21 protein-coding genes are annotated in these 22,767 nt (G+C 68.9%); 8 read left to right on the forward strand and 13 right to left on the reverse strand.

Annotated elements, in window-relative coordinates:
- The first annotated feature begins 159 nt into the window (after positions 1-159).
- From moaA to CCR97_RS03635, 3 genes are all read left to right on the forward strand, one after another.
- A complete protein-coding gene (gene moaA, locus CCR97_RS03625; protein WP_111358705.1) occupies positions 160-1,230 on the forward strand; it encodes a GTP 3',8-cyclase MoaA in 1,071 nt (356 codons plus the stop codon).
- Positions 1,231-1,583: 353 nt separating this feature from the next.
- The gene (locus CCR97_RS03630) at positions 1,584-2,288 is read left to right on the forward strand and encodes a TRAP transporter small permease subunit (protein ID WP_170145954.1); all 705 of its coding nucleotides are present in this window, start codon (positions 1,584-1,586) and stop codon (positions 2,286-2,288) included.
- Between the two features lie 16 nt (positions 2,289-2,304).
- Positions 2,305-3,951, forward strand: a complete 1,647-nt coding sequence (locus CCR97_RS03635) for a TRAP transporter large permease (RefSeq protein ID WP_111358704.1) — start codon at positions 2,305-2,307, stop codon at positions 3,949-3,951.
- Between the two features lie 280 nt (positions 3,952-4,231).
- On the opposite strand, the gene CCR97_RS03640 is transcribed toward CCR97_RS03635, so the two are convergent.
- The 5 genes from CCR97_RS03640 to CCR97_RS03660 form a co-directional block, all read right to left on the reverse strand.
- Entirely contained in the window at positions 4,232-5,329 is a 1,098-nt protein-coding gene (locus CCR97_RS03640) for a TRAP transporter substrate-binding protein (RefSeq protein ID WP_111360693.1), read from the reverse strand.
- Positions 5,330-5,651: 322 nt separating this feature from the next.
- Positions 5,652-6,833 carry an acetyl-CoA C-acetyltransferase gene (locus CCR97_RS03645; protein ID WP_274611484.1) on the reverse strand — a complete coding sequence of 394 codons (1,182 nt, stop codon included), beginning with the start codon at positions 6,831-6,833 and terminating at the stop codon, positions 5,652-5,654.
- Between the two features lie 133 nt (positions 6,834-6,966).
- Complete coding sequence (locus CCR97_RS03650; RefSeq protein ID WP_420826056.1) at positions 6,967-8,421, reverse strand: short-chain fatty acid transporter; 1,455 nt, start codon at positions 8,419-8,421, stop codon at positions 6,967-6,969.
- Between the two features lie 31 nt (positions 8,422-8,452).
- Entirely contained in the window at positions 8,453-9,109 is a 657-nt protein-coding gene (locus tag CCR97_RS03655) for a 3-oxoacid CoA-transferase subunit B (protein ID WP_111357879.1), read from the reverse strand.
- 1 nt (position 9,110) lies between these two features.
- Complete coding sequence (locus tag CCR97_RS03660) at positions 9,111-9,764, reverse strand: CoA transferase subunit A (RefSeq protein ID WP_111357878.1); 654 nt, start codon at positions 9,762-9,764, stop codon at positions 9,111-9,113.
- Between the two features lie 390 nt (positions 9,765-10,154).
- Here CCR97_RS03660 and atoS point away from each other — a divergent pair, with 390 nt between their 5' ends.
- A complete protein-coding gene (atoS, locus tag CCR97_RS03665) occupies positions 10,155-12,020 on the forward strand; it encodes a two-component system sensor histidine kinase AtoS (RefSeq protein ID WP_111357877.1) in 1,866 nt (621 codons plus the stop codon).
- The gene (gene atoC / locus CCR97_RS03670; protein WP_111357876.1) at positions 12,017-13,432 is read left to right on the forward strand and encodes an acetoacetate metabolism transcriptional regulator AtoC; all 1,416 of its coding nucleotides are present in this window, start codon (positions 12,017-12,019) and stop codon (positions 13,430-13,432) included. Before atoS ends, atoC begins: the two co-directional genes overlap by 4 nt.
- 221 nt (positions 13,433-13,653) lie before the next feature.
- On the opposite strand, the gene CCR97_RS03675 is transcribed toward atoC, so the two are convergent.
- From CCR97_RS03675 to CCR97_RS03700, 6 genes are all read right to left on the reverse strand, one after another.
- Complete coding sequence (locus CCR97_RS03675; RefSeq protein WP_111357875.1) at positions 13,654-13,860, reverse strand: zinc ribbon domain-containing protein; 207 nt, start codon at positions 13,858-13,860, stop codon at positions 13,654-13,656.
- Positions 13,861-14,038: 178 nt separating this feature from the next.
- The gene (locus CCR97_RS03680) at positions 14,039-14,488 is read right to left on the reverse strand and encodes a hypothetical protein (RefSeq protein ID WP_111357874.1); all 450 of its coding nucleotides are present in this window, start codon (positions 14,486-14,488) and stop codon (positions 14,039-14,041) included.
- Positions 14,478-15,374, reverse strand: coding sequence for a ParA family protein (locus CCR97_RS03685; RefSeq protein WP_111357873.1), 897 nt, complete (start codon positions 15,372-15,374; stop codon positions 14,478-14,480). Before CCR97_RS03685 ends, CCR97_RS03680 begins: the two co-directional genes overlap by 11 nt.
- A 123-nt stretch (positions 15,375-15,497) precedes the next feature.
- Positions 15,498-15,719 (reverse strand): type II toxin-antitoxin system Phd/YefM family antitoxin, encoded by a 222-nt coding sequence (locus tag CCR97_RS03690; RefSeq protein WP_111357872.1) that lies wholly within the window; start codon positions 15,717-15,719, stop codon positions 15,498-15,500.
- Between the two features lie 204 nt (positions 15,720-15,923).
- Positions 15,924-17,087 (reverse strand): Mrp/NBP35 family ATP-binding protein, encoded by a 1,164-nt coding sequence (locus CCR97_RS03695; protein WP_111357870.1) that lies wholly within the window; start codon positions 17,085-17,087, stop codon positions 15,924-15,926.
- 257 nt (positions 17,088-17,344) lie between these two features.
- Positions 17,345-17,662 carry a DMT family transporter gene (locus CCR97_RS03700; protein ID WP_111359704.1) on the reverse strand — a complete coding sequence of 106 codons (318 nt, stop codon included), beginning with the start codon at positions 17,660-17,662 and terminating at the stop codon, positions 17,345-17,347.
- A 192-nt stretch (positions 17,663-17,854) separates the two neighbouring features.
- Here CCR97_RS03700 and CCR97_RS03705 point away from each other — a divergent pair, with 192 nt between their 5' ends.
- From CCR97_RS03705 to CCR97_RS31545, 3 genes are all read left to right on the forward strand, one after another.
- Positions 17,855-18,724: an NAD(P)-dependent oxidoreductase gene (locus tag CCR97_RS03705; RefSeq protein ID WP_111359703.1), complete on the forward strand. Its 870-nt coding sequence runs from the start codon at positions 17,855-17,857 to the stop codon at positions 18,722-18,724.
- A gap of 297 nt (positions 18,725-19,021) precedes the next feature.
- The gene (locus CCR97_RS03710; RefSeq protein WP_111359702.1) at positions 19,022-20,617 is read left to right on the forward strand and encodes a sensor histidine kinase; all 1,596 of its coding nucleotides are present in this window, start codon (positions 19,022-19,024) and stop codon (positions 20,615-20,617) included.
- A 135-nt stretch (positions 20,618-20,752) separates the two neighbouring features.
- The gene (locus CCR97_RS31545; protein WP_111359701.1) at positions 20,753-21,445 is read left to right on the forward strand and encodes a TIGR02281 family clan AA aspartic protease; all 693 of its coding nucleotides are present in this window, start codon (positions 20,753-20,755) and stop codon (positions 21,443-21,445) included.
- A 466-nt stretch (positions 21,446-21,911) separates the two neighbouring features.
- On the opposite strand, the gene pufA is transcribed toward CCR97_RS31545, so the two are convergent.
- Together pufA and pufB are read right to left on the reverse strand one after the other, a co-directional pair.
- The gene (gene pufA, locus CCR97_RS03720; RefSeq protein WP_201159309.1) at positions 21,912-22,088 is read right to left on the reverse strand and encodes a light-harvesting antenna LH1, alpha subunit; all 177 of its coding nucleotides are present in this window, start codon (positions 22,086-22,088) and stop codon (positions 21,912-21,914) included.
- A gap of 24 nt (positions 22,089-22,112) precedes the next feature.
- Complete coding sequence (pufB, locus tag CCR97_RS03725) at positions 22,113-22,253, reverse strand: light-harvesting antenna LH1, beta subunit (RefSeq protein ID WP_111360782.1); 141 nt, start codon at positions 22,251-22,253, stop codon at positions 22,113-22,115.
- Positions 22,254-22,767: the final 514 nt, after the last annotated feature.

Below are 22,767 nucleotides of genomic sequence, written 5' to 3' on the forward strand. Positions count from 1 at the left end.
GCCTACGAGCGGCGCGCGCGGGCCAGTGTCGCAGGCGGGCGTCTCGCCGCGCGGTCCGGTCTCCATTATATAGAAAGCGTCGAGATCGCGACCGCGACCGGAACGCCGGCGCGGCCGTCCGTCCGTGCCCCGCCCCGAGCCGCCGAGGAGACCCCCGCGATGGCGTTCGAGACAGCGTCGACCTTGGCCGAGCCCCCTGCTTCGCCGGTTCGGGCCGAGGCCCCGCCCGGGCCGCCGGCGCTGGTCGACCCGTTCGGCCGCGCCATCACGTATCTGCGGGTGTCGGTGACGGACCGCTGCGATCTGCGCTGCGTCTACTGCATGTCGGAGCACATGACGTTCCTGCCCCGGGCGGACCTGCTCAGCCTGGAGGAGCTCGACCGGCTGTGCTCGGCCTTCGTGGCGCGCGGCACCCGCAAGCTGCGAATCACCGGCGGCGAGCCGCTCGTACGGCGCGGGATCATGACGTTGTTCCGGGCGTTGTCGCGCCATCTCGTGACGGGCGCGCTCGACGAGATGACCGTCACCACCAACGGCTCGCAGCTCGAAAAATACGCGGCCGAGCTCGCCGCCTGCGGGGTGCGCCGCATCAACGTCTCGCTCGACACGCTCGATCCGAAGACCTTCCGCGACATCACCCGCTGGGGCGACCTCGCGCAGGTGAAGGCCGGCATCGCGGCGGCGCAGCGCGCCGGCCTGAAGGTGAAGATCAACGCCGTCGCGCTGAAGGGCGTCAACGAGCACGCGCTCGCCGACCTGATGGTCTGGGCGCACGGCGAGGGCATGGACCTCACCATCATCGAGGTGATGCCGCTCGGCGAGATCGGCGAGGACCGGCTCGACCAATACCTGCCGCTCTCGACCGTGCGGGCGCGGCTCGCCGAGCGCTTCACGCTGACCGAGACCGACTACCGCACCGGCGGCCCGGCCCGTTACGTGCGGGTCGCCGAGACCGGCGGCCGGCTCGGCTTCATCACGCCGCTGACCCACAACTTCTGCGAATCCTGCAACCGGGTCCGCCTCACCTGCACCGGCACCTTGTTCATGTGCCTCGGCCAGGAGGACGCCGCCGATCTGCGCGCCGTGCTGCGCGCCTCGCCGGACGACGCGCAGCTGCACGCGGCGCTCGACGAGGCGATCCGCCGCAAGCCCAAGGGCCACGACTTCGTCATCGACCGCACCACCAAGCGCCCCGCCGTCGCCCGCCACATGAGCGTGACGGGGGGCTGAGCCGGCCTCGTGTCCCGGGCGCGGCGCAAAGCGCCGCGAACCGGGACCCAGGAGCGATCGAGCGAAGCGTGTCCCTCGCCGCCCCTGGGCCCCGGCTCGGCAGCGCGTCAGGCCTGCGGCCCGGCGCGCCTTGGCCGGGGCACCCAGCATCCGGAAACCGGGCTCGACCGGGGTCGCCAAACGGGCACTCCCCTCCCGCACCGCAGCATGGCGGCTGCCGGAACGGCGGGGTTGACGCTGCGGTTTGATCCGCCCTATGCGAAAGGCCGCCGTCTGGACGCATCCGCGCCGGACCGATGACCCGTGGAGCGCGCCGCCTCGCGACGCTGCGATCCCGTCGCGCAGGTGATCCCGTGACCGCTCTTCTCGGCCTCAGCCGCCTGATCGATGCCGTCAATGCGCGCCTCGGGCGCGCCCTGAGCTGGCTGATCCTCGCCGCCATCCTGGTGTCGGCCGTCAACGCGGTGGTGCGCAAGGTGTTCGGCCTCTCGGCGAACGCCTGGCTCGAGCTGCAATGGGTGCTGTTCGGCGCCGTGTTCCTGATGTGCGCGCCGTGGACGCTGCTCGACAACGAGCACATCCGCATCGACATCGTGAACACGCGGTTCTCGCGCGGCGTGCGCAACGCCATCGAGCTGATCGGCCACGCGCTCTTCCTGCTGCCGCTGTGCGTCGTCATGATGGTGACGAGCTGGCCGTTCTTCGTGAAGTCGGCGCCGAGCTGGGGCCAGGTCGGCGCCGCCCTCGCCGCCTTCCCGGTGGCGTTCTCGGGGCCGCCCGACGCCTGGCTGCGCGGCCTGATCACGTGGTGGACGCAGCTCATCGGCGTCGGCGAGCAGTCCTCCAACGCCGGCGGCCTGCCGCAGTGGCCGGCCAAGTTCCTGGTGTTCGCCGGCTTCACGGCCCTGTTCGTCCAGGGCCTCTCCGAGCTGATCAAGCGGATCGCCGTGATCGTCGGCCGCATCCCGGACCCGCATGGCGGACCGGGCGGCCACCTGTCCTCCTTCGAGGCGGACGCCGAAGACATGGCCGAGAAGTCCGGCCGCGCCAAACGCTGACGTCCGGACCCGCACCATGACCGCTTTCCTGATCGACAACATGGCGCCGATCATGTTCGGCGCCCTCGTCGTGTTCCTGCTGCTCGGCTATCCGGTCGCCTTCTCGCTCGCCGCCAACGGCCTCCTGTTCGGCCTGATCGGCATCGAGCTCGGCCTGTTCGGCCCGAACTTCCTGCAGGCGATGCCGGAGCGGGTGCTCGGCGTGATGAGCAACGAGACGCTGCTCGCCGTCCCGTTCTTCACCTTCATGGGGCTGATCCTCGAGCGGTCCGGCATGGCCGAGGATCTGCTCGACACCATCGGCCAGCTGTTCGGCCGCATCCGCGGCGGGCTCGGCTACGCCGTCGTGTTCGTCGGCGCGCTGCTCGCCGCGACGACCGGCGTGGTCGCCGCCTCGGTGATCTCGATGGGGCTGATCTCGCTCCCCATCATGATGCGCTACGGCTACGACCGCCGCGTCGCCTCCGGCGTCATCGCGGCCTCCGGCACGCTCGCCCAGATCATCCCGCCCTCGCTCGTGCTGATCATCATGGCCGACCAGCTCGGCCGCTCGGTCGGCGACATGTACGAGGGCGCCTTCCTGCCCGGCCTGATGCTGGCGGGGCTCTACGCACTCTACATCTTCGTCGTGTCGACGATCTTCCCGAAGGCGGCGCCCGGCCTGCCGCCCGAGGCGATCGGATTCCGCGAGGAGAACGGCCGGCGCGGCATGACCTCGCTGTCGCTCCTGACGCTGGCCAGCGCCGCCTTCGGCTATGCGGTCATGCGCGGCAGCAAGACCAGCGGCGCCGACTTCGTCGTGCTGACGATGTTCTTCGCGATGCTGTTCGCGTTCGCGTTCGCGATCCTCGACACGGTGGTCGCGAGGCTGTTCGGGCTGCGCGTCCTGTCGAAGATCGCCCGCCAGGTCGTCTTCGTGATGGTGCCGCCGCTGGCGCTGATCTTCCTGGTGCTCGGCACCATCTTCATCGGCGTCGCGACCCCGACCGAGGGCGGCGCGATGGGCGCGGTCGGCGCCGTGGTCCTGGCGCTGATCAAGCGTCGGCTCGACATCGGCCTGGTGCGCCAGGCCGTGCACGCGACCGCCAAGCTCTCCGCCTTCGCGATCTTCATCCTGATCGGCGCCCGGGTGTTCTCGCTCACCTTCTACGGCGTCAACGGTCATCTGTGGGTCGAGCATCTGCTCACCTCGCTGCCCGGCGGCGAGATCGGCTTCCTGATCTTCGTCAACCTGCTCGTCTTCGTGCTGGCGTTCTTCCTCGATTACTTCGAGCTCGCCTTCATCATCATCCCGCTGCTCGCCCCGGTCGCCGACAAGCTCGGCATCGACCTCGTCTGGTTCGGCGTCATCCTCGCCGTCAACATGCAGACGTCGTTCATGCATCCGCCGTTCGGCTTCGCCCTGTTCTTCCTGCGCTCGGTGGCGCCGAAGTTCCCCTACAAGGACCGCGTCACCGGGCTGGAGACGGCACCGATCACCACGGGCCAGATCTACTGGGGCGCCGTGCCGTTCGTGATCATTCAGCTGATCGGCGTCGCCATGGTGATCCTGTTTCCGCAGCTTGTGATGCACTACAAGGGCTCCGCCTCGACCGTCGACCCCAAGACCATCGAGATCCAGATCGCCCCGCCCGAGACGCCACCGGCGCTCGACCTGAGATAGGGCAGAACATCCTCGTCTTCACCTCTCCCCGCACGCGGGGAGAGGTCGACGTTCGCGCGTTCAGCGCGGACGTCGGGTGAGGGGGCGCCACCGCGAGTCTCGGCTCCTGGGAGAGGCCCCCTCACCCGACTCGCCGCTACGCGGCGAGCCACCCTCTCCCCGCGCGCGGGGAGAGGGCACCGGCATTCCGCGGACGATCCGAGCAGAATGAAAAAAGCCCCGGAGCGCGGCGCTCCGGGGCTTCGTCGTCACGACACGATCGAACGGATGCGCGTCCCGTTCACCCGCGGGTGCGGGCGCGGATCATGTAGGTGTCGTAGTTGTACTCGGCGACCTGCCACCAGAAGTACTCGTCGTTCCGGAAGGCCTGCATGTCGGCCATCATGGTCTTGAACGTCTCGTTCTTGGCGCCGATCTCGGCCCACAGCTCGTTGGTCGCCTTGAAGCAGGCGTCGAGGATGTCGTTGGAGAACGGCCGCAGCTGGCCGCCGGACGCCAGGATCTTGCGCAGCCCCTGCGGGTTGAGCGCGTCGTAGCGGGTGATCATATAGTTGGTCGCCGCGTGGCCGGCGTTCTGCAGGATCGCCTGATAGATCTTGGGCAGCTGGTTCCACTTGTCGAGATTGACATAACCGTGGACCATCGGGCCGCCTTCCCAGAAGCCCGGGTAGTAATAGTAAGGCGCCACCTTGGCGAGGCCGAGCTTCTCGTCGTCGTAGGGGCCGACCCACTCGGCGGCGTCGATGGTGCCCTTCTCCAGCGCCGGATAGACGTCCGGGCCGGCGAGCTGCTGCGGCACCACGCCGACCTTCTGCAGCACCTGCCCGGCGATGCCGCCGATCCGCATCTTCAGGCCCTGCAGGTCGGCCGCGGTCTTGATCTCCTTGCGGAAGAAACCGCCCATCTGGGCGCCCGTGTTGCCGATCGGGAAGCCGTAGATGTTGTACTTCTTGTAGAACTCGTTGAACTTCTCGTTGCCGCCGTTCTGGAACAGCCAGGCCGCCTGCTGGCGGGCGTTGAGCCCGAACGGCACCGCCGCGGCGATCGCGAAGGTCGGGTCCTTGCCGACGTAATAGTAGGACACCGAGTGGCACATCTCGACCGTGCCGCCGGACGTCGCGTCGAGCGCCTGCAGGCCGGGGACGATCTCGCCCGCCGCGAAGTGCTGGATCTGGAACTTGCCGTCCGTCATCTCGGCGACCTGCTTCACGAACAGCTCGCCCGCCCCGTAGAGCGTGTCGAGCGACTTCGGGAAGCTCGAGGTCATGCGCCACTTGATCTCGGGCATCGACTGGGCGACGGCCGGCGACGCGATCGTGCCGGCGGCGGCGCCGGCGGAGCCGGCCGCGAGCGCGCCGAGGAACTGACGTCTCTTCATCCTGGGGTTTCCTCTCTGGACCGTGAGGCGAAACAATCGGCGGCTCGAAGGGGCTCGCCGCGAAACGATTGTTTCCGCTCTATCACACGGGCGGGCCGGCGCAAGCCGGAGCGACACCGCACCTCGGTCCCCGCGAGGCGCGCCCGCGGGGGCGGCCCGCCGGGTCGGCGACCACACCGTCGGCCGCCCGCGACGGTCGCGGGCTCTCCCCTCCCCGCCCCGAAAATGGAAGCGGCCCGGGCGGCAGCTCGCCCGGGCCGCGTCGCGCGCCGCGCGGTGCCCCGGGAGCGACGATGCGCTCCCGGAGTGCGCAGCCGTCCGGTCAGCGCTCGATGCACATGGCGACGCCCATGCCGCCACCGATGCACAGCGTCGCGAGGCCCTTCTTGGCGCCGCGGCGGCCCATCTCGTGCAGCAGCGTCACCAAGATGCGGGCTCCGGAGGCGCCGATCGGATGGCCGAGGGCGATGGCGCCGCCGTTGACGTTGAGCTTCGCCGAATCGAAGCCGAGCTCACGGCCGACCGCGCAGGCCTGCGCCGCGAACGCCTCGTTGGCCTCGACGAGGTCGAGATCGGCGACCGACCACCCGGCCTTGGCGAGCGCCTTGCGGCTCGCCGGCACCGGGCCGATGCCCATGATGGCCGGATCGCAACCGGCCGTCGCCCAGGAGGCGACGCGGCCGAGCGGCGTCAGGCCGCGAGCCGCCGCATCCTTGGCGCTCATCAGCACCAGGGCGGCGGCGCCGTCGTTGATGCCCGAGGCGTTGCCGGCCGTCACGGTGCCGCCCTTGACGAAGGCCGGCGACAGCTTGGCGAGGCCTTCCACGGTGGCGCCGGCGCGCGGATACTCGTCCGCCGACATGACGATGTCGCCCTTCTTGGACTTGATCGTCACCGGCACGATCTCGTCCTTGAACCTGCCGGCCTTCTGGGCGGCCTCGGCCTTGTTCTGCGAGGCGGCCGCGAAGGCATCCTGCTCCTCGCGGGTGATCGACCACTTGGCCGCGACGTTCTCGGCCGTGTTGCCCATGTGGTAACCGTTGAAGGCGTCCCACAGGCCGTCACGGATCATCGTGTCCAGCACCTCGGCCGGGCCCATCTTGATGCCGGCGCGCAGATAGGTCGCGTGCAGCGAGCGAGTCATGCTCTCCTGCCCGCCCGCGATCATGATCGCGGCGTCGCCGAGGGCGATCGCCTGGGCGGCGAGCGCGACGGTGCGCAGGCCCGAGCCGCACACCTGGTTGATGGTCAGCGCGGTCTTGTCGGCCGGGATGCCGGCCTTGATGGCGGCCTGCCGGGCCGGGTTCTGGCCCTGACCGGCGGTGAGCACCTGGCCGAACACCACCTCGTCGACCTCGCCGGGGGCGACGGACGCGCGGCGCAGCGCGTCCTCGATGACGATCTGGCCCAGCTCGGCGGCGGAGAGCGGGCTGAGGGTGCCGTTGAACGATCCGATCGGGGTCCGGGTGGCGGACACGATCACGACGTCAGTCATGGCTGTCATTCCTTGTGGTCTTCTTCGTGGTCTTTTCGGGAGTCGTCTTCGGGGGTCGCTTCTGTGGTCTTCGCGGGGGTCGTCTTCCAAGAAGACGCCCGGGCGTTCTCCGCCCGGGCGTCGGCGCCGAAACGCCGGTCCGTCATGGGAAGAAGGGCGGACGATACTCCAGCGTCAGGGCGAAGAACCACAGCATGAACAGCACGACCGGCATGTGCAGGACGAGCTGCAGGAACGTGTAGCCGACGATGTCACGCGCCTTGAGCGAGAGGATGCCGAGCAGCGGCAGCATCCAGAACGGGTTGATCAGGTTCGGCAACGCCTCGGCGGCGTTGTAGACGTTGACGGTCCAGCCCAGATGCACCTTCAGCTCGATGGCCGCCTGCATCACATAGGGCGCCTCGAGCAGCCACTTGCCGCCGCCCGACGGGATGAACAGGCCGAGGATGGCCGAGTAGAGGCCCATCACCACCGGAAAGGTGTCGTGGGTGGAGATCGCCACGAAGAAGTGCGCGATCTGGTCCGACAGCGACAGCCCGCCGAAGCCCTTGGCCGACACCATGATGGCGGTGATCGAGCCGTAGATCGGGAACTGGATCAGAACGCCCGTGGTGGTCGGCACCGCCTTGGCGACGGCGTTGAGGAACGCCCGCGGCCGCCAATGCAGCACGAAGCCGAGCATCAGGAACACGAGGTTGTAGGTGTTGAGGCCGGAGATCGCGGTGATCCACGACTTCGAGGTGAACTCGTCGATCATCCAGCCGAGGCTGAGCGCGATGATGATGACGGTGAGCAGCGGGCTGTACTCGAGCCATTCGCCGGGACGCTCGCGCGGCGGCAGCGCCGCGGTCTTCAGATCGACGTCGATCTTCATGTCCTGCGCGGTCACGGCCTTGCTGCCGACCGGCGCCGAGGCCCAGGCGATCGCCACCGAGATGAACAGAAGGATCACGAACATCGCGATCGACTGCCACAGGAAGATCGTCTCGGTGAACGGGATGACGCCGACCATCTTGAACAGGGCCGGCGGCAGCGACGTCGGGTTGGCGTGAAGCTGCGCAGCCGACGACGACAGGCCGAGCGCCCAGGTGGCGCCGAGGCCGAGATAGGCGGCCGCTGCGGCGGCGCGATAGTCCATCCGCAGCTCCTTGCGGCCGGCCAGCGCCTTCACCAACAGGCTGCCGAACACCAGGCTGAGGCCCCAGTTCAGCATCGAGGCGAGGATCGAGATCAGCGCGACGAAGCCGACGGCGCCGCGGCCCGTGGTCGGAACGGCGGCGAGCTTCTCGATCAGACGCGCCGCCGGCGGGGAGCTGGCGACGACGTAGCCCGTGATGGCGACGAAGGCCATCTGCATCGTGAACGGGATGATGCTCCAGAAGCCGACGCCGAACTGCTTGGACACCGCCATCGGGCCGGCGCCGTTGGCCATCGCGGCGGCCGCCACGATCACCAGCGCCACCGCGGCGAAGATGAAGGAATCCGGGAACCACTTCTCGGCCCAGCCGGTGAAGCCGAGGGCGATGCGGGCGAACAGGCCCTGCTTCTCGCCGCTCGGCGCGGCGGGCGCCATGCCGCCGGTCGCTTGCATTGTCATGTGCGTCTCCCAATCGATGTCAGGATGGGGGTCAGGCAGCGAGTTGCATGGTGGGAACCGTGGCCGGCACGATCAGCCGGGCCTCGGTGGCGGCGACGACCTCCTCCACGGTCACGCCGTCGGCGACCTCGAGCAGCACCAGGCCCTCGTCGGTCGGCTGGATCACGGCGAGCTCGGTGACGATCAGGTCGACCCGGCGCACCGAGGTGAGCGGCAGGTTGCACTTCTTGAGGATCTTCGGCGCCCCCTTGGCCGTGTGGGTCATCGCCACGATGACGCGCTTGGCGCCGGAGACGAGATCCATGGCGCCGCCCATGCCGGGCACCATCTTGCCGGGCACCATCCAGTTGGCGAGCTGCCCGGCCTCGTCGACCTGCAGGCCGCCCAGCACGGTGACGTCGAGATGGCCGCCGCGGATCAGGCAGAACGAGGTGACGCTGTCGAACGCGCCGGCGCCCGGGATGATGCTGGTCGGGGTGCCGCCGGCGTCGGTGAGCGCCTCGGCGGCGACGCCCGGCTCGGGCAGCGGCTGCATGCCGATGACGCCGTTCTCCGACTGGAAGAACACCTGGACGCCGTCGGGCAGATACTTGGTCACCAGCGTCGGCAGGCCGATGCCGAGATTGACCAGGTTGCCGTTCTTCAGCTCCTGGGCGACGCGCTTGGCGATGATGGTCTTCTCGTCCATGTCAGTGGCTCCGGGCGACGAGGTGATCGACGATGACGCTGACGGTCTCGACCTGATCGGGCGGGATCAGGCCGACCGGCACGATCTCGCCGGCCTCGGCGATCACGGTGTCGGCGGCGAGCGCCATGACCGGATTGAAGTTGCGCGCGGTCAGCTCGTAGGAGAGGTTGCCGTAGTAGTCGGCCCGCCAGGCGCTGATCAACGCGAAGTCGGCGCGCAGCGGCTCCTCGACCAGGAAGGTCTTGCCCTTCACCTCGATGGTCTGCTTGCCCTCGGCGACCGTGGTGCCGACGCCCGTCGCGGTGAGGACGCCGCCGAGCCCGGCGCCACCGGCCCGGATGCGCTCGGCGAGCGTGCCCTGCGGCACCAGCTCGACCTCGATCTGGCCGTCGATCATCTGCTTCTGGGTCTCGGGGTTGAGGCCGATGTGCGAGGCAACCAGCCGCTTCACGGCGCCGGCCCGAATCAGCTTGCCGATGTCGACGCCGGGACGCGCCGTGTCGTTGGCGATGATGGTGAGATCCTTGCGGCCCTGGCGCACCAGCTCGTCGATCAGACGGTGCGGCGAGCCGACTCCCATGAAGCCGCCGATCATCAGCGTCGCGCCGTCGGGAATTTTCGCGACCGCCTCCTCGAGGGCGGTGACCTTGGACATGACGAATCCCTTTCCTTGGAGTTCGAACCGGACCGGCGGATCACCGCCGCGCGAGCGCGTCGGCGGGCGCCGGATGCGAACACACGATCCGTTCCGCAAGCGCCGTGCCATGTCGAGATGTGCCGAATTCGCAGGGACTTTCTCGATTGCTGCAGCGCAACAGCGGGGGCCTGCGGCCGCGCAGATCTGTGCGCGGCTGCGCAACCCCTTGCGCAGTGCCGATTTCGGCGCTGCGTAGTTCTCCGCATTGCGTCGCGGGCGCACGTCCCGAACGCGACGTCGCGCGGAAAAGCGCATCCGAAACATCACGACTTGCCGCGGCGCGCGCGCGGCGCAATAAGATCGCGATCGTCCACGGCGCCGCGCGGCGCCGACCCCCGAGGCGTTCCGTTGCGTCTTCTCGATCTCCGCCGTCTGATTCCGGTGCGGACGCTGCGCGCCCGCCTGATGATCACGTCGCTTCTCGTCGTCGCCTTGCCGATCGCCATCGTCGGGCTGACGCTCGAGCGCGAGGGCCGTCAGGCGCTCCGCAGCGAGAAGGAGGACAAGCTCTTCGCGCTCGCCCGCGTGCTCGACTTCGAGCTCGGCCGCGGCGGCTACGACGCGCTGCTCGCCGATCTGCCGACCGGCTGGGACGACCGCGCCGCGGCGATCCGCCATCTCAACAGCAAGCTCGCCGGCATCACCGACCGGGTCGCCGACGCGGCCCCCGGTGTCGGCGTCGGCTACTACTCGCGCCGGCTCGACGCCATCGTCACCTACGGCCCGAGCCGCGACCACGCCGACACGGTCGGCCTGTCGATCCCGCCGAATCATCCGGGTCGCGACGTGATGAAGATCGGGCGGCCGCGCGCCGAGATGGGCACGCTGGTGCGCGGGCCGATCCTCAACGCCATGCTGCCGATCGTGCGGAACGACGAGACGGTCGGCTACATCTGGTCGAACGAGTTCTCCGACGCCATCGAGGCGCAGGCGAGCGCCATCGACGCCGCCGTGATCTTCGCCAGCGCGATCGGGCTCGTCGTCGCGTTCGGCATCATCAGCGTGATGTCGCGCCGGCTGTCGCGCGAGGTCGGCGTGATCGTGCACGGGCTCGCGGCGATGAAGCGCGACCTGCGCCGCCCGATTCCGCCGCTGCGCGACGAGCTCGGCGAGATCGTCGAGGCGATCAACGGCATGGCCAAGGCGCTCGACGACGCCCGCTCGCTCAACGAGAACATTCTGGCGAGCGTCGCCGACGCCATCGTCTCGGTCGATCTCGACGGCCGCGTCACCGCCGTCAACCCGGCGGCCGAGCAGCTCTACGGCGTGCAGGCCGGCGCCGTGATCGGCAAGCCGTACAGGAGCCTGTTTCCCGACGACGCTACGATCGACAGCGCGCTGCTCGACACGCTGGAGACCGGCCGCGGGCACACGGCCGTCACCATCGACCTGCCGCGCGCCGACCAGACGCTGCGCATCAACGCGACGTCGAGCGTGCTGCGCGACCGCGACGGCCAGCGGATCGGCGCCGTCGTGGTGCTGAAGGACGTGAGCGAGCGCGAGCGCCTGATGATCCAGGTGATGCGCGCCGACCGCCTCGCCGCGCTCGGCGAGCTGACCGCCGGTATCGCCCACGAGGTGAGAAACCCGCTCACCTCGATCCGCGGCTTCATCCAGTATCTCGACGAGTGCGAGAGCCTGGAGGAGTGGCGCGCCTACGGCCCGCTGATCATCCGCCAGGTCGACAGCCTCAACCATCTGGTCGGCGAGCTGCTCGCCTTCGGGCGGCCGCAGCCGCCGCGCATCGGCAAGGTCGACGTCGCCCAGCTGATCAAGGAGATGACGTTTCTGGCGCGCGGCAAGTCCGAGGCCTGCATCGCGCTCGACTGCGACGGCAGCTTCCCGACCATCGAGGCGGACGGCGAGGCACTCAAGCAGGCGCTGCTCAACCTGATCATCAACGCCATCCAGGCGATCCCGGACGGCGGCACCGTGACGGTGTCGACCCGGACCGAGGACGATCGCGTCGCCATCGTCGTGAAGGACGACGGCGTCGGCGTCGCGCCCGAGAATCTCGACAAGGTGTTCGATCCGTTCTTCTCGACCAAGCCGTCCGGCACCGGGCTGGGCCTCGCCATGGTCCACCGCATTGTCGACGCGCATGACGGCGTGATCACGTTCGACAGCACGCCCGGCAAGGGCACCGTGGTCGAGATCAGGCTGCCGATCGTCCACCGCGACCAGCCGCACCAGCAAGTCGAGCCCGTGTCATGAGCGTCCCCGCCCCCGCCGTCCTGATCGTCGACGACGACGAGGCGATCCGCCGCATGCTGGCCGCCGTGCTGACCAAGGAGGGCTGCGCGGTCGCCGAGGCGGCCGACGGGATGGAGGCGACCGAGGCGTTCCGCCGCCGCCACGCCGACGTGGTGCTGATGGACATCCGCATGCCACGGATGAACGGGCTGGACGCCATGAAGGCGATCCTCGCGGTCGATCGCGGCGCCGCCGTGATCCTGATGACGGCCTTCGCCGAGGTCGGCACCGCCGTGAAGGCGATGCGCGACGGCGCCTTCGACTACGTGATCAAGCCGTTCGACATCGAGGAGATCCGCGTCCTGGTACGGCGCGCGCTCGAGATCCGCACCATGCGGGCCGACATCGTGTCGCTGCGGCGCGAGCTGTCGGAGCGCTACGGCGCCGAAGGCATCCTCACCGACAATCCGCGCATGATGGAGCTGCGCGCGACCGTCGCCAAGGTGGCGCGCTCCAACGCCACGGTGCTGATCCAGGGCGAGAGCGGCACCGGCAAGGAGCTGGTCGCCGCCGCCGTGCATTACGGCTCGCCGCGCGCCACCGGACCGTTCGTCAAGGTGAACTGCGCCGCGATCCCCGAAGGCCTCCTGGAGAGCGAGTTCTTCGGCCACGAGAAGGGCGCCTTCACGGGCGCGGTCGGGCGCCGTCGCGGCCGCTTCGAGCAGGCCGAGCACGGCACGCTGTTCCTCGACGAGATCGGGGAGATCTCGACCGGCCTGCAGGTGAAGCTGCTGCGCGTGCTGCAGGAGCGCGAGTTCGAGCGGGTCGGCGGCGCCGCGCCGATGAAGACCGACGTGCGCATCGTCGCCGCCACCAACCGCGACCTGGAGAGCATGGTGAAGGCCGGCACGTTCCGGCAGGACCTGTTCTTCCGCCTCAACGTCGTCACGCTGAAGACCATCCCGCTGCGCGAGCGCCCCGAGGACATCCGGCTGCTCGCCGGGCATTACCTCGAGCGTTTCGCGGCGCAGAACGACGTCGTCATCCGCGGCTTCGATCCCGTCGCGATGGACTGCATGGTCGCCTATCCGTGGCCCGGCAATGTGCGCGAGCTCGCCAACGCGGTCGAGCGCGCCGTGGTGATGAGCACGTCGAGCATGATCCTGCCCGAGGATCTGCCCGACAGCGTGCGGGCCGAGCGCAGTCCGCTCGCCGCGGCCGGCGTCGAGAGCGTCGACGAGCTCGACGGTGTCGAGATCGGCCGCCCGTTGCGCGAGCTGGTGGCCGAGTTCGAGACCAAGGTGATCCGCGCCGCGCTCGCCCACAATGGTGGCAACCGCGCCCGCACCGCCATCGCGCTCGGCATCAGCCGCCGTGCGCTGCTCTACAAGCTGCAGGAATACGGGCTCGGATCGAAGGAAGGGGCGGAGTAGAGGGCTCGGTCATTCCGAGGCGCCGCGTAGCGGCGAGCCCGGAATCCATATCCCCTGCCTCTGTGGGTCACGACAGACCGGGCGTGGGTCCCGGGCTCCGGCCTTCGGCCGGCCCCGGAACGACCGACGTCCGTCGTGCATCTCCGGACGGGATTATCGGACCGGAGCGCGCGACGCTTCCGGCGCCCGCTCGCGGAGTCACGCCGACGACAGCTTCACGCCTACAGCGTCGCCTGGGCGTGGCCGCAGTCCTTGCAGGTGTAGCGCACGCGGTTCTCGCCCTTGGGGGCCGTCACCTTGTTGGTGGCCCCGCACTTGCCGCACACCGCATCGATGCGGGTGTCGCCCTGCTTGATGGTGAGGCCGCGACGCTCGATCGCCTCCCGCACCAGGCGCTCGGTCTCCTCGCGCATCGCCTGCTTCGACATGTCACCGTCCCGTTCGCTGTGTCGGGGCAGGAGTAGACCGGGAGTCGGCGGGGGGCAAGGCCCGGACGATGCCACCGCCGGCCCTGTGGACCCCGGGGCCCGTGGGATCACGGTCCCGTGAGGAAAACGCGACGTGGGGATGTCTTCGCGGGATCGCGCCGGGGCAAGTCTCGCGGGCCTATCGCTTCCGGGTCGCACCGGCCGAGCTGAACGAGATTCGCTCCAGCGACTTCGGATCGGCCACCTTCTTGGACTTTGTCACCTTGGGTGCTTTCGGCGCGGCCTTGGACTTTTCCGCCGGCTCGGCCATGCCTCCGGCAAGAGCGAGCACCAGCCGGCGCTGCGCCGCGGGGTCGGTTTCCTTGAAGACCGGGTTGTGTTTGTCGAGCTTGCTGCCGAGCGACTTGATCTCGGCGTCCGACATGCCGTCCGTGACGAGCCCGAATGCTTCCGCCCCGAGCGCGGAGTGGATCGCGCGAACCGCGGCAAGCTCGGTCTTCTTGTCCTTGATCAGCTTGACCACGAGTGTCCGCGCCGCCTTCACGACGTCGGGCGCGATCGCCTCGAAGGCGGCGCGGTGCGAGCCGATGCTCCGAAAGACCTCGAAACCGTCGATCTCAAGCGCCATGAACCACCTCCTCGACTTCCTTGGCGAGCTTATCGAGCACCGGGACCATGTTACCCCATTTGTTCGTGAAGGTGGGATTGGTGCCGGTCTTGCCCAGGGCCTCGGCGACGGCTGCGGCTTCCTTGATGATCGTGTCGAGCGGCTTGAAGACGGGATCCGAAACCGCCCCTTCGTTCATGATCTTCTCCATCGTCCGATGATGCTCTTTGATCGGCCGTTGGCGGGTGACAAGAACGTGAGGCAGACGTTTCGGAGCAGGAATGGCGTTCTTCCCGGGTTGCTCCCCGCCCGTCCACAGGTGCTTGCAGAACGATGCCAAGCCATAAGTGGACAAGAAATCCGGAATGGTCGGCACGATCACGAGATCGGCCAGCCGAATGCCCGCCTCGGTGAACGCCGAGATGCCAGGTGCACAGTCGATGACGACATAATCGAACTTCGCTTCAGGACGACCGAGTTCAGTCTTCAGGATGTCGAACACTCGTCGGACAATTGCATTGAGACCGAAGTTTTGCTGTGTCAGCTTGAAAATGATGTCGCGCTCGAGCAACCGGAGTTGCGCGCTGGCGGGGAGCAACGACACATTCAGCGGCTTTCCGCCCTGCATGACGTCGCCGGCCTGGTCTTCGATGCAGTCTCGGAACTTGACCAAACGCCCGCCCAGCAAAAAATCGTCGAGAAAGCCGTCCAGCGTTCGCCCATCCTCGATCAGCTTAAGCAGCTTGTCGTTTCCAGCGATGCAGATCGAAGCATTCGACTGCGCGTCGGCGTCGATGACGAGAACGCTTCGCCCCATCGCCGCGAGCGCTTCGGCCAGAGCGACGACTGTGGCGGTCTTCCCCACCCCGCCCTTCATGTTGGCAACAGCAATGACTTTTCCAGGCACGGCAATCTCCGTGTGGGCCGATCAAGCTTTTCGCGGACGCAAGATGCGCAACTAAGCCTGGAATCAGGGGGATGTCCACCCCGCACGACAAAGGTCCCAGAAAGGTTCGCCAACCATCGCGCGTTAACGTCCATCCCTCTTCATCTCAAGTCGACCGGGAAACGTGAGGAGAAAGGACAGGAAATCCTTGTCGGTGTCGGAATAGAGCTTCTGCGCCTCCTTCACCGGCACCAGCACGGCGGCCGGCTTGCCGTCACGCGTGATGGTCGTCGGCTCGCCGCGCTCGGCGGCGTCGATGAGCGACGACAGCGAATTGGCGGCGTCACGCACGTCAATGGATTTCATCGCGCATTCTCCGATCGCTCGATGAAAGGCACAGCCGGAGCCGCAAAGACGTCGATCTTCTTAACGGTCGTCGATTCTGACTCGTCATGCCCGGCCTTGTGCCGGGCATCCACGTCTTGAATGTCCCTCGGCAACAGAAACGTGGATGGCCGGGACGAGCCCGGCCCTGACGGCGCAGGCGATCTTGGAAAACCGCCTTTGGCGTTACGCCTCGATGACGATCCGCGGCGCGCTGCGTCCCCCCGCCCCGGCGAGCTGATCACGCACTTTCGTCGCGATGTCGCGATAGATCACCGCGTGCGGCCCGTCCGCATCGGTCGCGACGACGGGGCGGCCGGCGTCGGAGTTTTCGCGGATCGCCATGTGGAGCGGCACCTCGCCCAAGAACGGCACGCCGAGGCGGGCGGCCTCGTCGCGGGCGCCGCCGTGGCCGAAGATGTCGGAGCGCTCGCCGCATTTCGGGCAGAGGAAGTAGCTCATGTTCTCGACGATGCCGAGCACCGGCACGTCGACGCGGCGGAACATGGCGATGCCGCGCCGCGCGTCGATCAGCGCGAGGTCCTGCGGGGTCGAGACGATCACGGCGCCGCGGAGCGGCACCTGCTGGGCCATGGTGAGCTGGGCGTCGCCGGTGCCGGGCGGCATGTCGACGACCAGCACGTCGAGCGTGCCCCAGTCGACCTCGCGCAGCATCTGGGTCAGCGCCGACATCACCATCGGGCCGCGCCAGATCATCGGCGTCTCTTCCTCGACCAGGAAGCCGATCGACATCACCTCGAGCCCGTAACCCTTCAGCGGGATCAGCTTGTTGCCGGGGCCCATCTGCGGCTTGCCGGAGAGCCCGAGCAGGCGCGGCACCGAGGGGCCGTAGATGTCGGCGTCCAGAAGCCCGACGCGCAGGCCGATCGCCTGAAGCCCGAGCGCCAGATTGACCGAGGTGGTCGACTTGCCCACCCCGCCCTTGCCGGAGGCGACCGCGATGATCGACGACACGCCCGGCACGGCCGGCTGCTGCGGCGCCCCGCCGCCGCCGCCGTGAGCATGCCCGTGACCACCATGGGCGTGACCACCACCGGCCGGCGCCGCGGCCGGACGCGCAGCGCCCCCGCCGGCACCGCCGCCGGCGCGCTCCGCCGTGAGCGCCACCATGGCCGAGGTGACGCCCGGAATCGCCTTCACGGCCGCCTCGGCGGCGGCCCGCACCGGGTCCCAGGCCTTCACCGTGGAGGCATCGACCGTGAGCGAGAAGAACACCTTGCCGTCGCCGACGACGATCTCGGACAGGGTGCCCGACTCGGTGAGCGGCAGGCCGCTCGGGGTCTTCACCCGTGCGAGGCTCGCGAGAACGTCGTCCCTGGTCGGCGCCATGCTGGTCTCCCCTGCCCGGCGCGGCGCGCCGGGGTCCATTGGTCCGGAGAACATAGGGGCGGCCGGCCGCCGGTCAACGGCGGCAAATTCGCGGGCTTGCGCCGCGTCGAAGACCTCGATGATTGGTCATTCCGGGGCGCGCCGAAGGCGCGAACCCGGAATCCAGCGACGGCACGCGACATTTCGGGCTGGATTCCGGGTTCGGCGTTGCGCGCCGCCCCGGAATGACGCCGGGTCCGGCGTCGACCGGCGAAAGGTCAGCCCATCTTCAGCCCGACGATGCCGAGCACGATCAGGCCGGCCGAGACGAAACGGACCATCGTGCCCGCGTCGCCGAAGAACCACACCCCGACCAGGAAGGCGCCGACCGCACCGATGCCGGTCCACACCGCATAGGCCGTGCCCATCGGGATGTCGCGCTGGGCGTAGAACAGCAGGATGCCGCTGGCCGTCAGGCACAGCACCGCGAAGCCGACCCACAGCCAGCGGATGCCCTGCTCGGTCCAGCCGAGCTTGAGGCCGATCGGCCAGCCGATCTCGCACACCCCCGCGAGCAGCAGATAGACCCACGCCATGCCGGCCCCGTCCTTTCTCGCGTTTCGGCCCCCGGCCCCATCTCCGCGCGAGGAGGCGGGTTGACGGCACGGCCGATGCCGGCACATAGCCAGCCCCGATGTCGGCCGCAAGACGGCGGGCCGCACCTCCGGCAGAACCCCCGGCAGGACCCCCGATCGGCCTGAGGGCCGCGCAACCCAAAGGACAACACCATGGCGAAAGTCGCCTTTCTGGGCCTCGGCGTGATGGGATACCCGATGGCCGGCCACCTCGCGAAAAAGGGCGGCCACGCGGTCACGGTCTACAACCGCTCGGCCGACAAGGCGGCCCGCTGGGTGTCGCAGCACGGCGGCCGCGCCGCCGCCACCCCGCGCGAGGCGGCGGCGGGCCAGGACTTCGTCATGGCCTGCGTCGGCAACGACGACGACCTGCGCCAGGTGACGCTCGGGCCGGACGGCGCCTTCCAGGCGATGGGCAAGGGCACCGTGTTCGTCGACCACACCACGGCCTCGGCCGAGGTGGCGCGCGAGCTCGCCGGGGCTGCGGCCGCCGCCGGCTTCGCGACGATCGACGCGCCCGTCTCGGGCGGCCAGGCCGGCGCCGAGAACGGGGTCCTCACGGTGATGTGCGGCGGCGCAGCCGACGCCTACGCCCGCGCCGAGCCGGTGATCGCGGCCTACGCCCGCGCCTGCACCCTGATGGGCGAGGCCGGCGCCGGACAACTGGCAAAAATGTGCAACCAGATCTGCATCGCCGGCGTCGTCCAGGGCCTCGCCGAGGCGCTGCACTTCGCCAAGAAGGCCGGGCTCGACACCGAGAAGCTGATCTCGACGATCTCCAAGGGCGCCGCCCAGTCCTGGCAGATGGAGAACCGCTACAAGACCATGGTGGCGGGCGAGTTCGACTTCGGCTTCGCGGTCGACTGGATGCGCAAGGACCTCGACATCGTGCTGGCCGAGGCGCGCCGCAACGGGTCCAAGCTGCCGGTCACGGCGCTGGTCGACCAGTTCTATGCCGACGTCCAGGAGATGGGCGGCCGTCGCTGGGACACGTCGAGCCTGATCGCCCGGCTCGAGCGCTGACCGCGCCCCCGCCCCCTTCGGATCGATTCGGGACGGGCGTCGCCGCGGCGGCGCCCGTTCGCGTTTGCGTGAGCGGCGCGGCGAACCGTTCACGGCGTCGAACGAAAACGCCGTGGCGCGCTACCAATCGTTAACCATGTGCCGCGGAGAGCGGCAAAAAATTCCGCCCCGGCCCGGCTTTTTCGCGGCAAGTCCCGGACTCCACCGCGTTTTCGCCATCGCGCCTAACGCCGCCCTAAGCCTGAATTTAAGGATTTTGCCCGACTGTCGGGACGAAAGCCGAGCACAGCAGTCCGCATGTCCCTCGAACTCGCCGATCCGCCTGCTCCGTCTACGGCCGACCGGACCGAGGCCGCACGTCGCCGCATGGCGGCGCAGCGCGTGCGCGAGGCCCGCGACCGGCTGACCTCGACGACCGGGACGCGGCCGGCCTTCGACACCGAGCTCCTGCGCCAGTTCGCCCAGAACCGGCTGTCGGGCTCCCTCGTCATCGTGATGCTGATCGTCTCGATCGGCTTCCTGGCGGGCGTATGGGGCGATCCGCTGGCGGCCGGCGTGTGGACCGCCGCGATGCTGTCGATCCACGTCGTCATCGTCCTGAAATGCCGGGCGTTTCTCGCCGAGCCTGCGAATGCCGGCAACGGCCGGGCATGGCGGCTGCGGTTCATCCTGCTCGACCTGTTCTTCGGGCTCGCCTGGATGTTCCAGCTCACCCATCCGGTCGGCACGCACGAGAGCGCCGCGACCTTCAACCTGTTCGTCATGCTGCTGGTGGTCGCCATCGCCAGCATGCTGGCGTCGAGCCTGCCGGTCGCCGTGCTCGCCACGACGACGCCGGTGACGGCCGCGGTGGCGCTCAACTTCGTGCTCGCCGGCACGGTGCAGGGCTGGATCCTCGCCGCCATGGCGGTGACGGCCCAGATCTACTTCGCGCTCCTGTCGTTCCGCATCTACTCGTCGAATCTCGCGACGCTCGAGGCGCGGGCCGAGAAGGACGCGCTGATCGGCGAACTCGAGCAGGCGAAGGCGAAGTCCGACGAGGCGCGGCGCCGCGCCGAGGGCGCCAACATCGCCAAGTCGCGCTTCCTCGCCCAGATGAGCCACGAGCTGCGAACGCCGCTCAATGCGATTCTCGGCTTCTCCGAGGTGATGAAGAACGAGATCTTCGGGCCCCACACGGTCGCCGTCTACAAGGACTACTCGAATGACATCCACAATTCGGGCGTCCACCTGCTCGGCCTGATCAACGAGATTCTCGACCTCTCCCGCATCGAGGCGGGCCGCTACGAGCTCAACGAGGAGCTGGTCGGCCTGATGCAGACGGTCGAGGAGTGCCACCACCTGCTGAAGATGCGGGCGCGGAGCCGCGGCATCACCATCCACGAGAGCTTCGAGCCCGACATGCCGAAGCTGTGGGCGGACGAGCGGGCGGTCCGGCAGGTCTGCCTCAACCTCCTCTCCAACGCCATCAAGTTCACGCCGCAGGGCGGCGAGGTGTGGCTCAAGGTCGGCTGGACGCATGCCGGGGGCCAGTATCTCAGCGTGCGCGACAACGGCTCGGGCATCGCCGAGGACGAGATCCCGATCGTGCTCGACTCGTTCGGCCAGGGGTCGAACGCCATCAAGTCGGCCGAGCAAGGGGCGGGCCTCGGCCTGCCCATCGTGAAAAGCATCATCGACCTGCACGGCGGCACCTTCACGCTGCGCTCCAAGCTGCGCGAAGGAACCGAGGTGGTGGTGACGTTCCCGCCCGAACGGGTGATGACGGCGCTGGAGCCGATCCCCGAGCAGGGTCCGGTCGTCCCCTCCGACACGCCGCCGCCGATGCCGACCGGCCCCGAAGGGCCGGTGTCGCTGCGCCAGCGCCTGCGCAAGTTCAGCCTGGAGAGCTGAGCGCGCGGGCCGAGGTCGGACTTTCGACGACATGCCGCACCCGCGACGGGGGCGGCCGCGGTTGTTTTCCCGGCGGCCCGGACTAAGGTCCGGAGGCCCGTCCGGGGCGAATCGAGGTGTCTGGACGTGTTGACGATGCGCCGTTCCGCCGTGTGGCTCCTGCTTCTGGCCGCGATCGCCGGACTCGCGCTGCTTCTGGCGCAGCGCCCCGGCACCGCCGGCTTGTCCGACGGCGACATCGCCTCGCTGATCGTCAAGCTGGGCTTCCTCGCGATGATCAGCGGCGCCGTGCTGACGCTGTTCCGCGACCGCTTCGCGCAGGCCGTTCAGTGGGCGCTGATCTGGGCCTTGATCGCGCTCCTCCTCGTCGCCGGCTACACCTACCGCCACGACCTGCGCGACGCCGGCGAGCGGATGATGGCCGAGCTGGTGCCGGGCCGTGCCGCGACCCGTGGCAACGTCGTCGAGGTCGCCCGCGGCCAGGCCGGCGACTTCAAGATCGTCACCAAGGTCAACGGCGCCAGCGTGCCGATGGTGCTCGATTCGGGCGCCAGCGCCGTGGTGCTGACCCACGAGGCCGCCAAGGCGGCCGGCCTGCCGCTCGACTTCGTCAAGTACAACGTCAATGTCGACACCGCGAACGGCCGCGCCCAGGCCGCCGCCGTGACGCTCGACCGCATCACGGTCGGCGGCATCGTCGAGCGCTCGGTGCCGGCCCTGATCGCCCCGCCCGGCCAGCTCAAGGTCAGCCTGCTCGGCATGAGCTTCCTGGACCGGCTGGAGAGCTGGGAGGTCCGCGGCGGCAAGCTCTCGATGCGGGCGCATTGAGGCGCGCGGGCGCGCCGAGGCGCCGACGGCGCGGGCTTCCGCTGAAGTCGCCCGGTTCTCGGACGCGTGCCCCGGACAAGGCGCGGCAGGCCGTAGGCCTGATGCGCCGCAGAGCCGGGGCCCAGGGCGGCACGACGCGCGGCACGACGCGCGGACCGGAACGACCTCACGCCCTCGCCCCTGGGTCCCGGTTCGCGGCGCGTTGCGCCGCGCCCGGGACACGAGGCTCGGGAACACCGGTCCAGCGTCCGAGCGACGCGGCACCAGGCTTCAAACGCATCCCCTCAAAAAGCGAAAGGACCGCTCGCGGCAGGCCGAAGCCTTTTCGCGAACGGTCCCTTTGCCGATCGAATGGCACCGATCGAAGCGCGTGGTCCCGGCCCGATGTCCCGACGCGGGCGTCGGGACCGGAGGGACGAGGCAGCGTCCCGGCGCGCCGCGCGGCACGCCGGACGCCGCCGTCACGTCACTTCTTGGCGGCGTAGGTCTTCTCGGCGATCGACAGATGGCTGTAGCGCGGGTGCGTCAGCACGAGCGCGTGGATCAGCATGGCGACCACGAGGGCGGCGATCCAGATCACGGGCAGCCAGGTCGACGGATTGAGGACCAGCCAGATCTTGTAGTCGTCTTGCGGGTTCGACATCGTTCTATCCCCCTAAATTCGCGCTCAGTACCAGGGCTTCCAGACCCACACCAGGATGTGGGCGAGGACGCAGATCGCCATGAAGGCCTGGAACGTGGTGGTGAACTGGGCGTGGAATTCCTTCGCCTCGGCCTCGGTCAGGCCGGAGAGGCTCTTGTCAGCCATCGAGATACCCTCCGTTGGACTGCCGTGAAGCACGGCAGGACGTTCGCTACACCTCGATCGGGACGACGCCGCCACGATCGTCTCGTCGTTTCGAAGCGCCACGTCGCTGCAAACGTGGGCGTCTCGAACCGTCGGTCTCTGGGACTTGTCTGATCTTGCTGCCCGGTCGGAAAAACTCGGGGCGATTTGTGAAAACCAATCGAGGGCACCGACAAAACGGCAAGAGCAGTATCGATGTGAGCATCTATGCGGTATTTCGACGCGCTGACGATTGACACCATTACTTACTCTTCCGCGGCTACGAGCGCTTACTCCTGTGAGAGAGGGTCGGCCGGGCAGGCCGACCGCAGCCGAAGCCGCCGCGCGGACCAACGGACGCGCCGTGATCCGCCGTGAGCGGGCCCGGCGCGCGGTCGACGAAGCGCGACGGTGCGCGGCCTCACTGGACCGGGCGCGGGGCCGGCGGTGCTCCGGCGGATGTCGGCGCGGGCGCCGGCCCCGCGCCCGGTCCAGT

Source organism: Rhodoplanes elegans, assembly GCF_016653355.1.
GTDB lineage: Bacteria > Pseudomonadota > Alphaproteobacteria > Rhizobiales > Xanthobacteraceae > Rhodoplanes > Rhodoplanes elegans.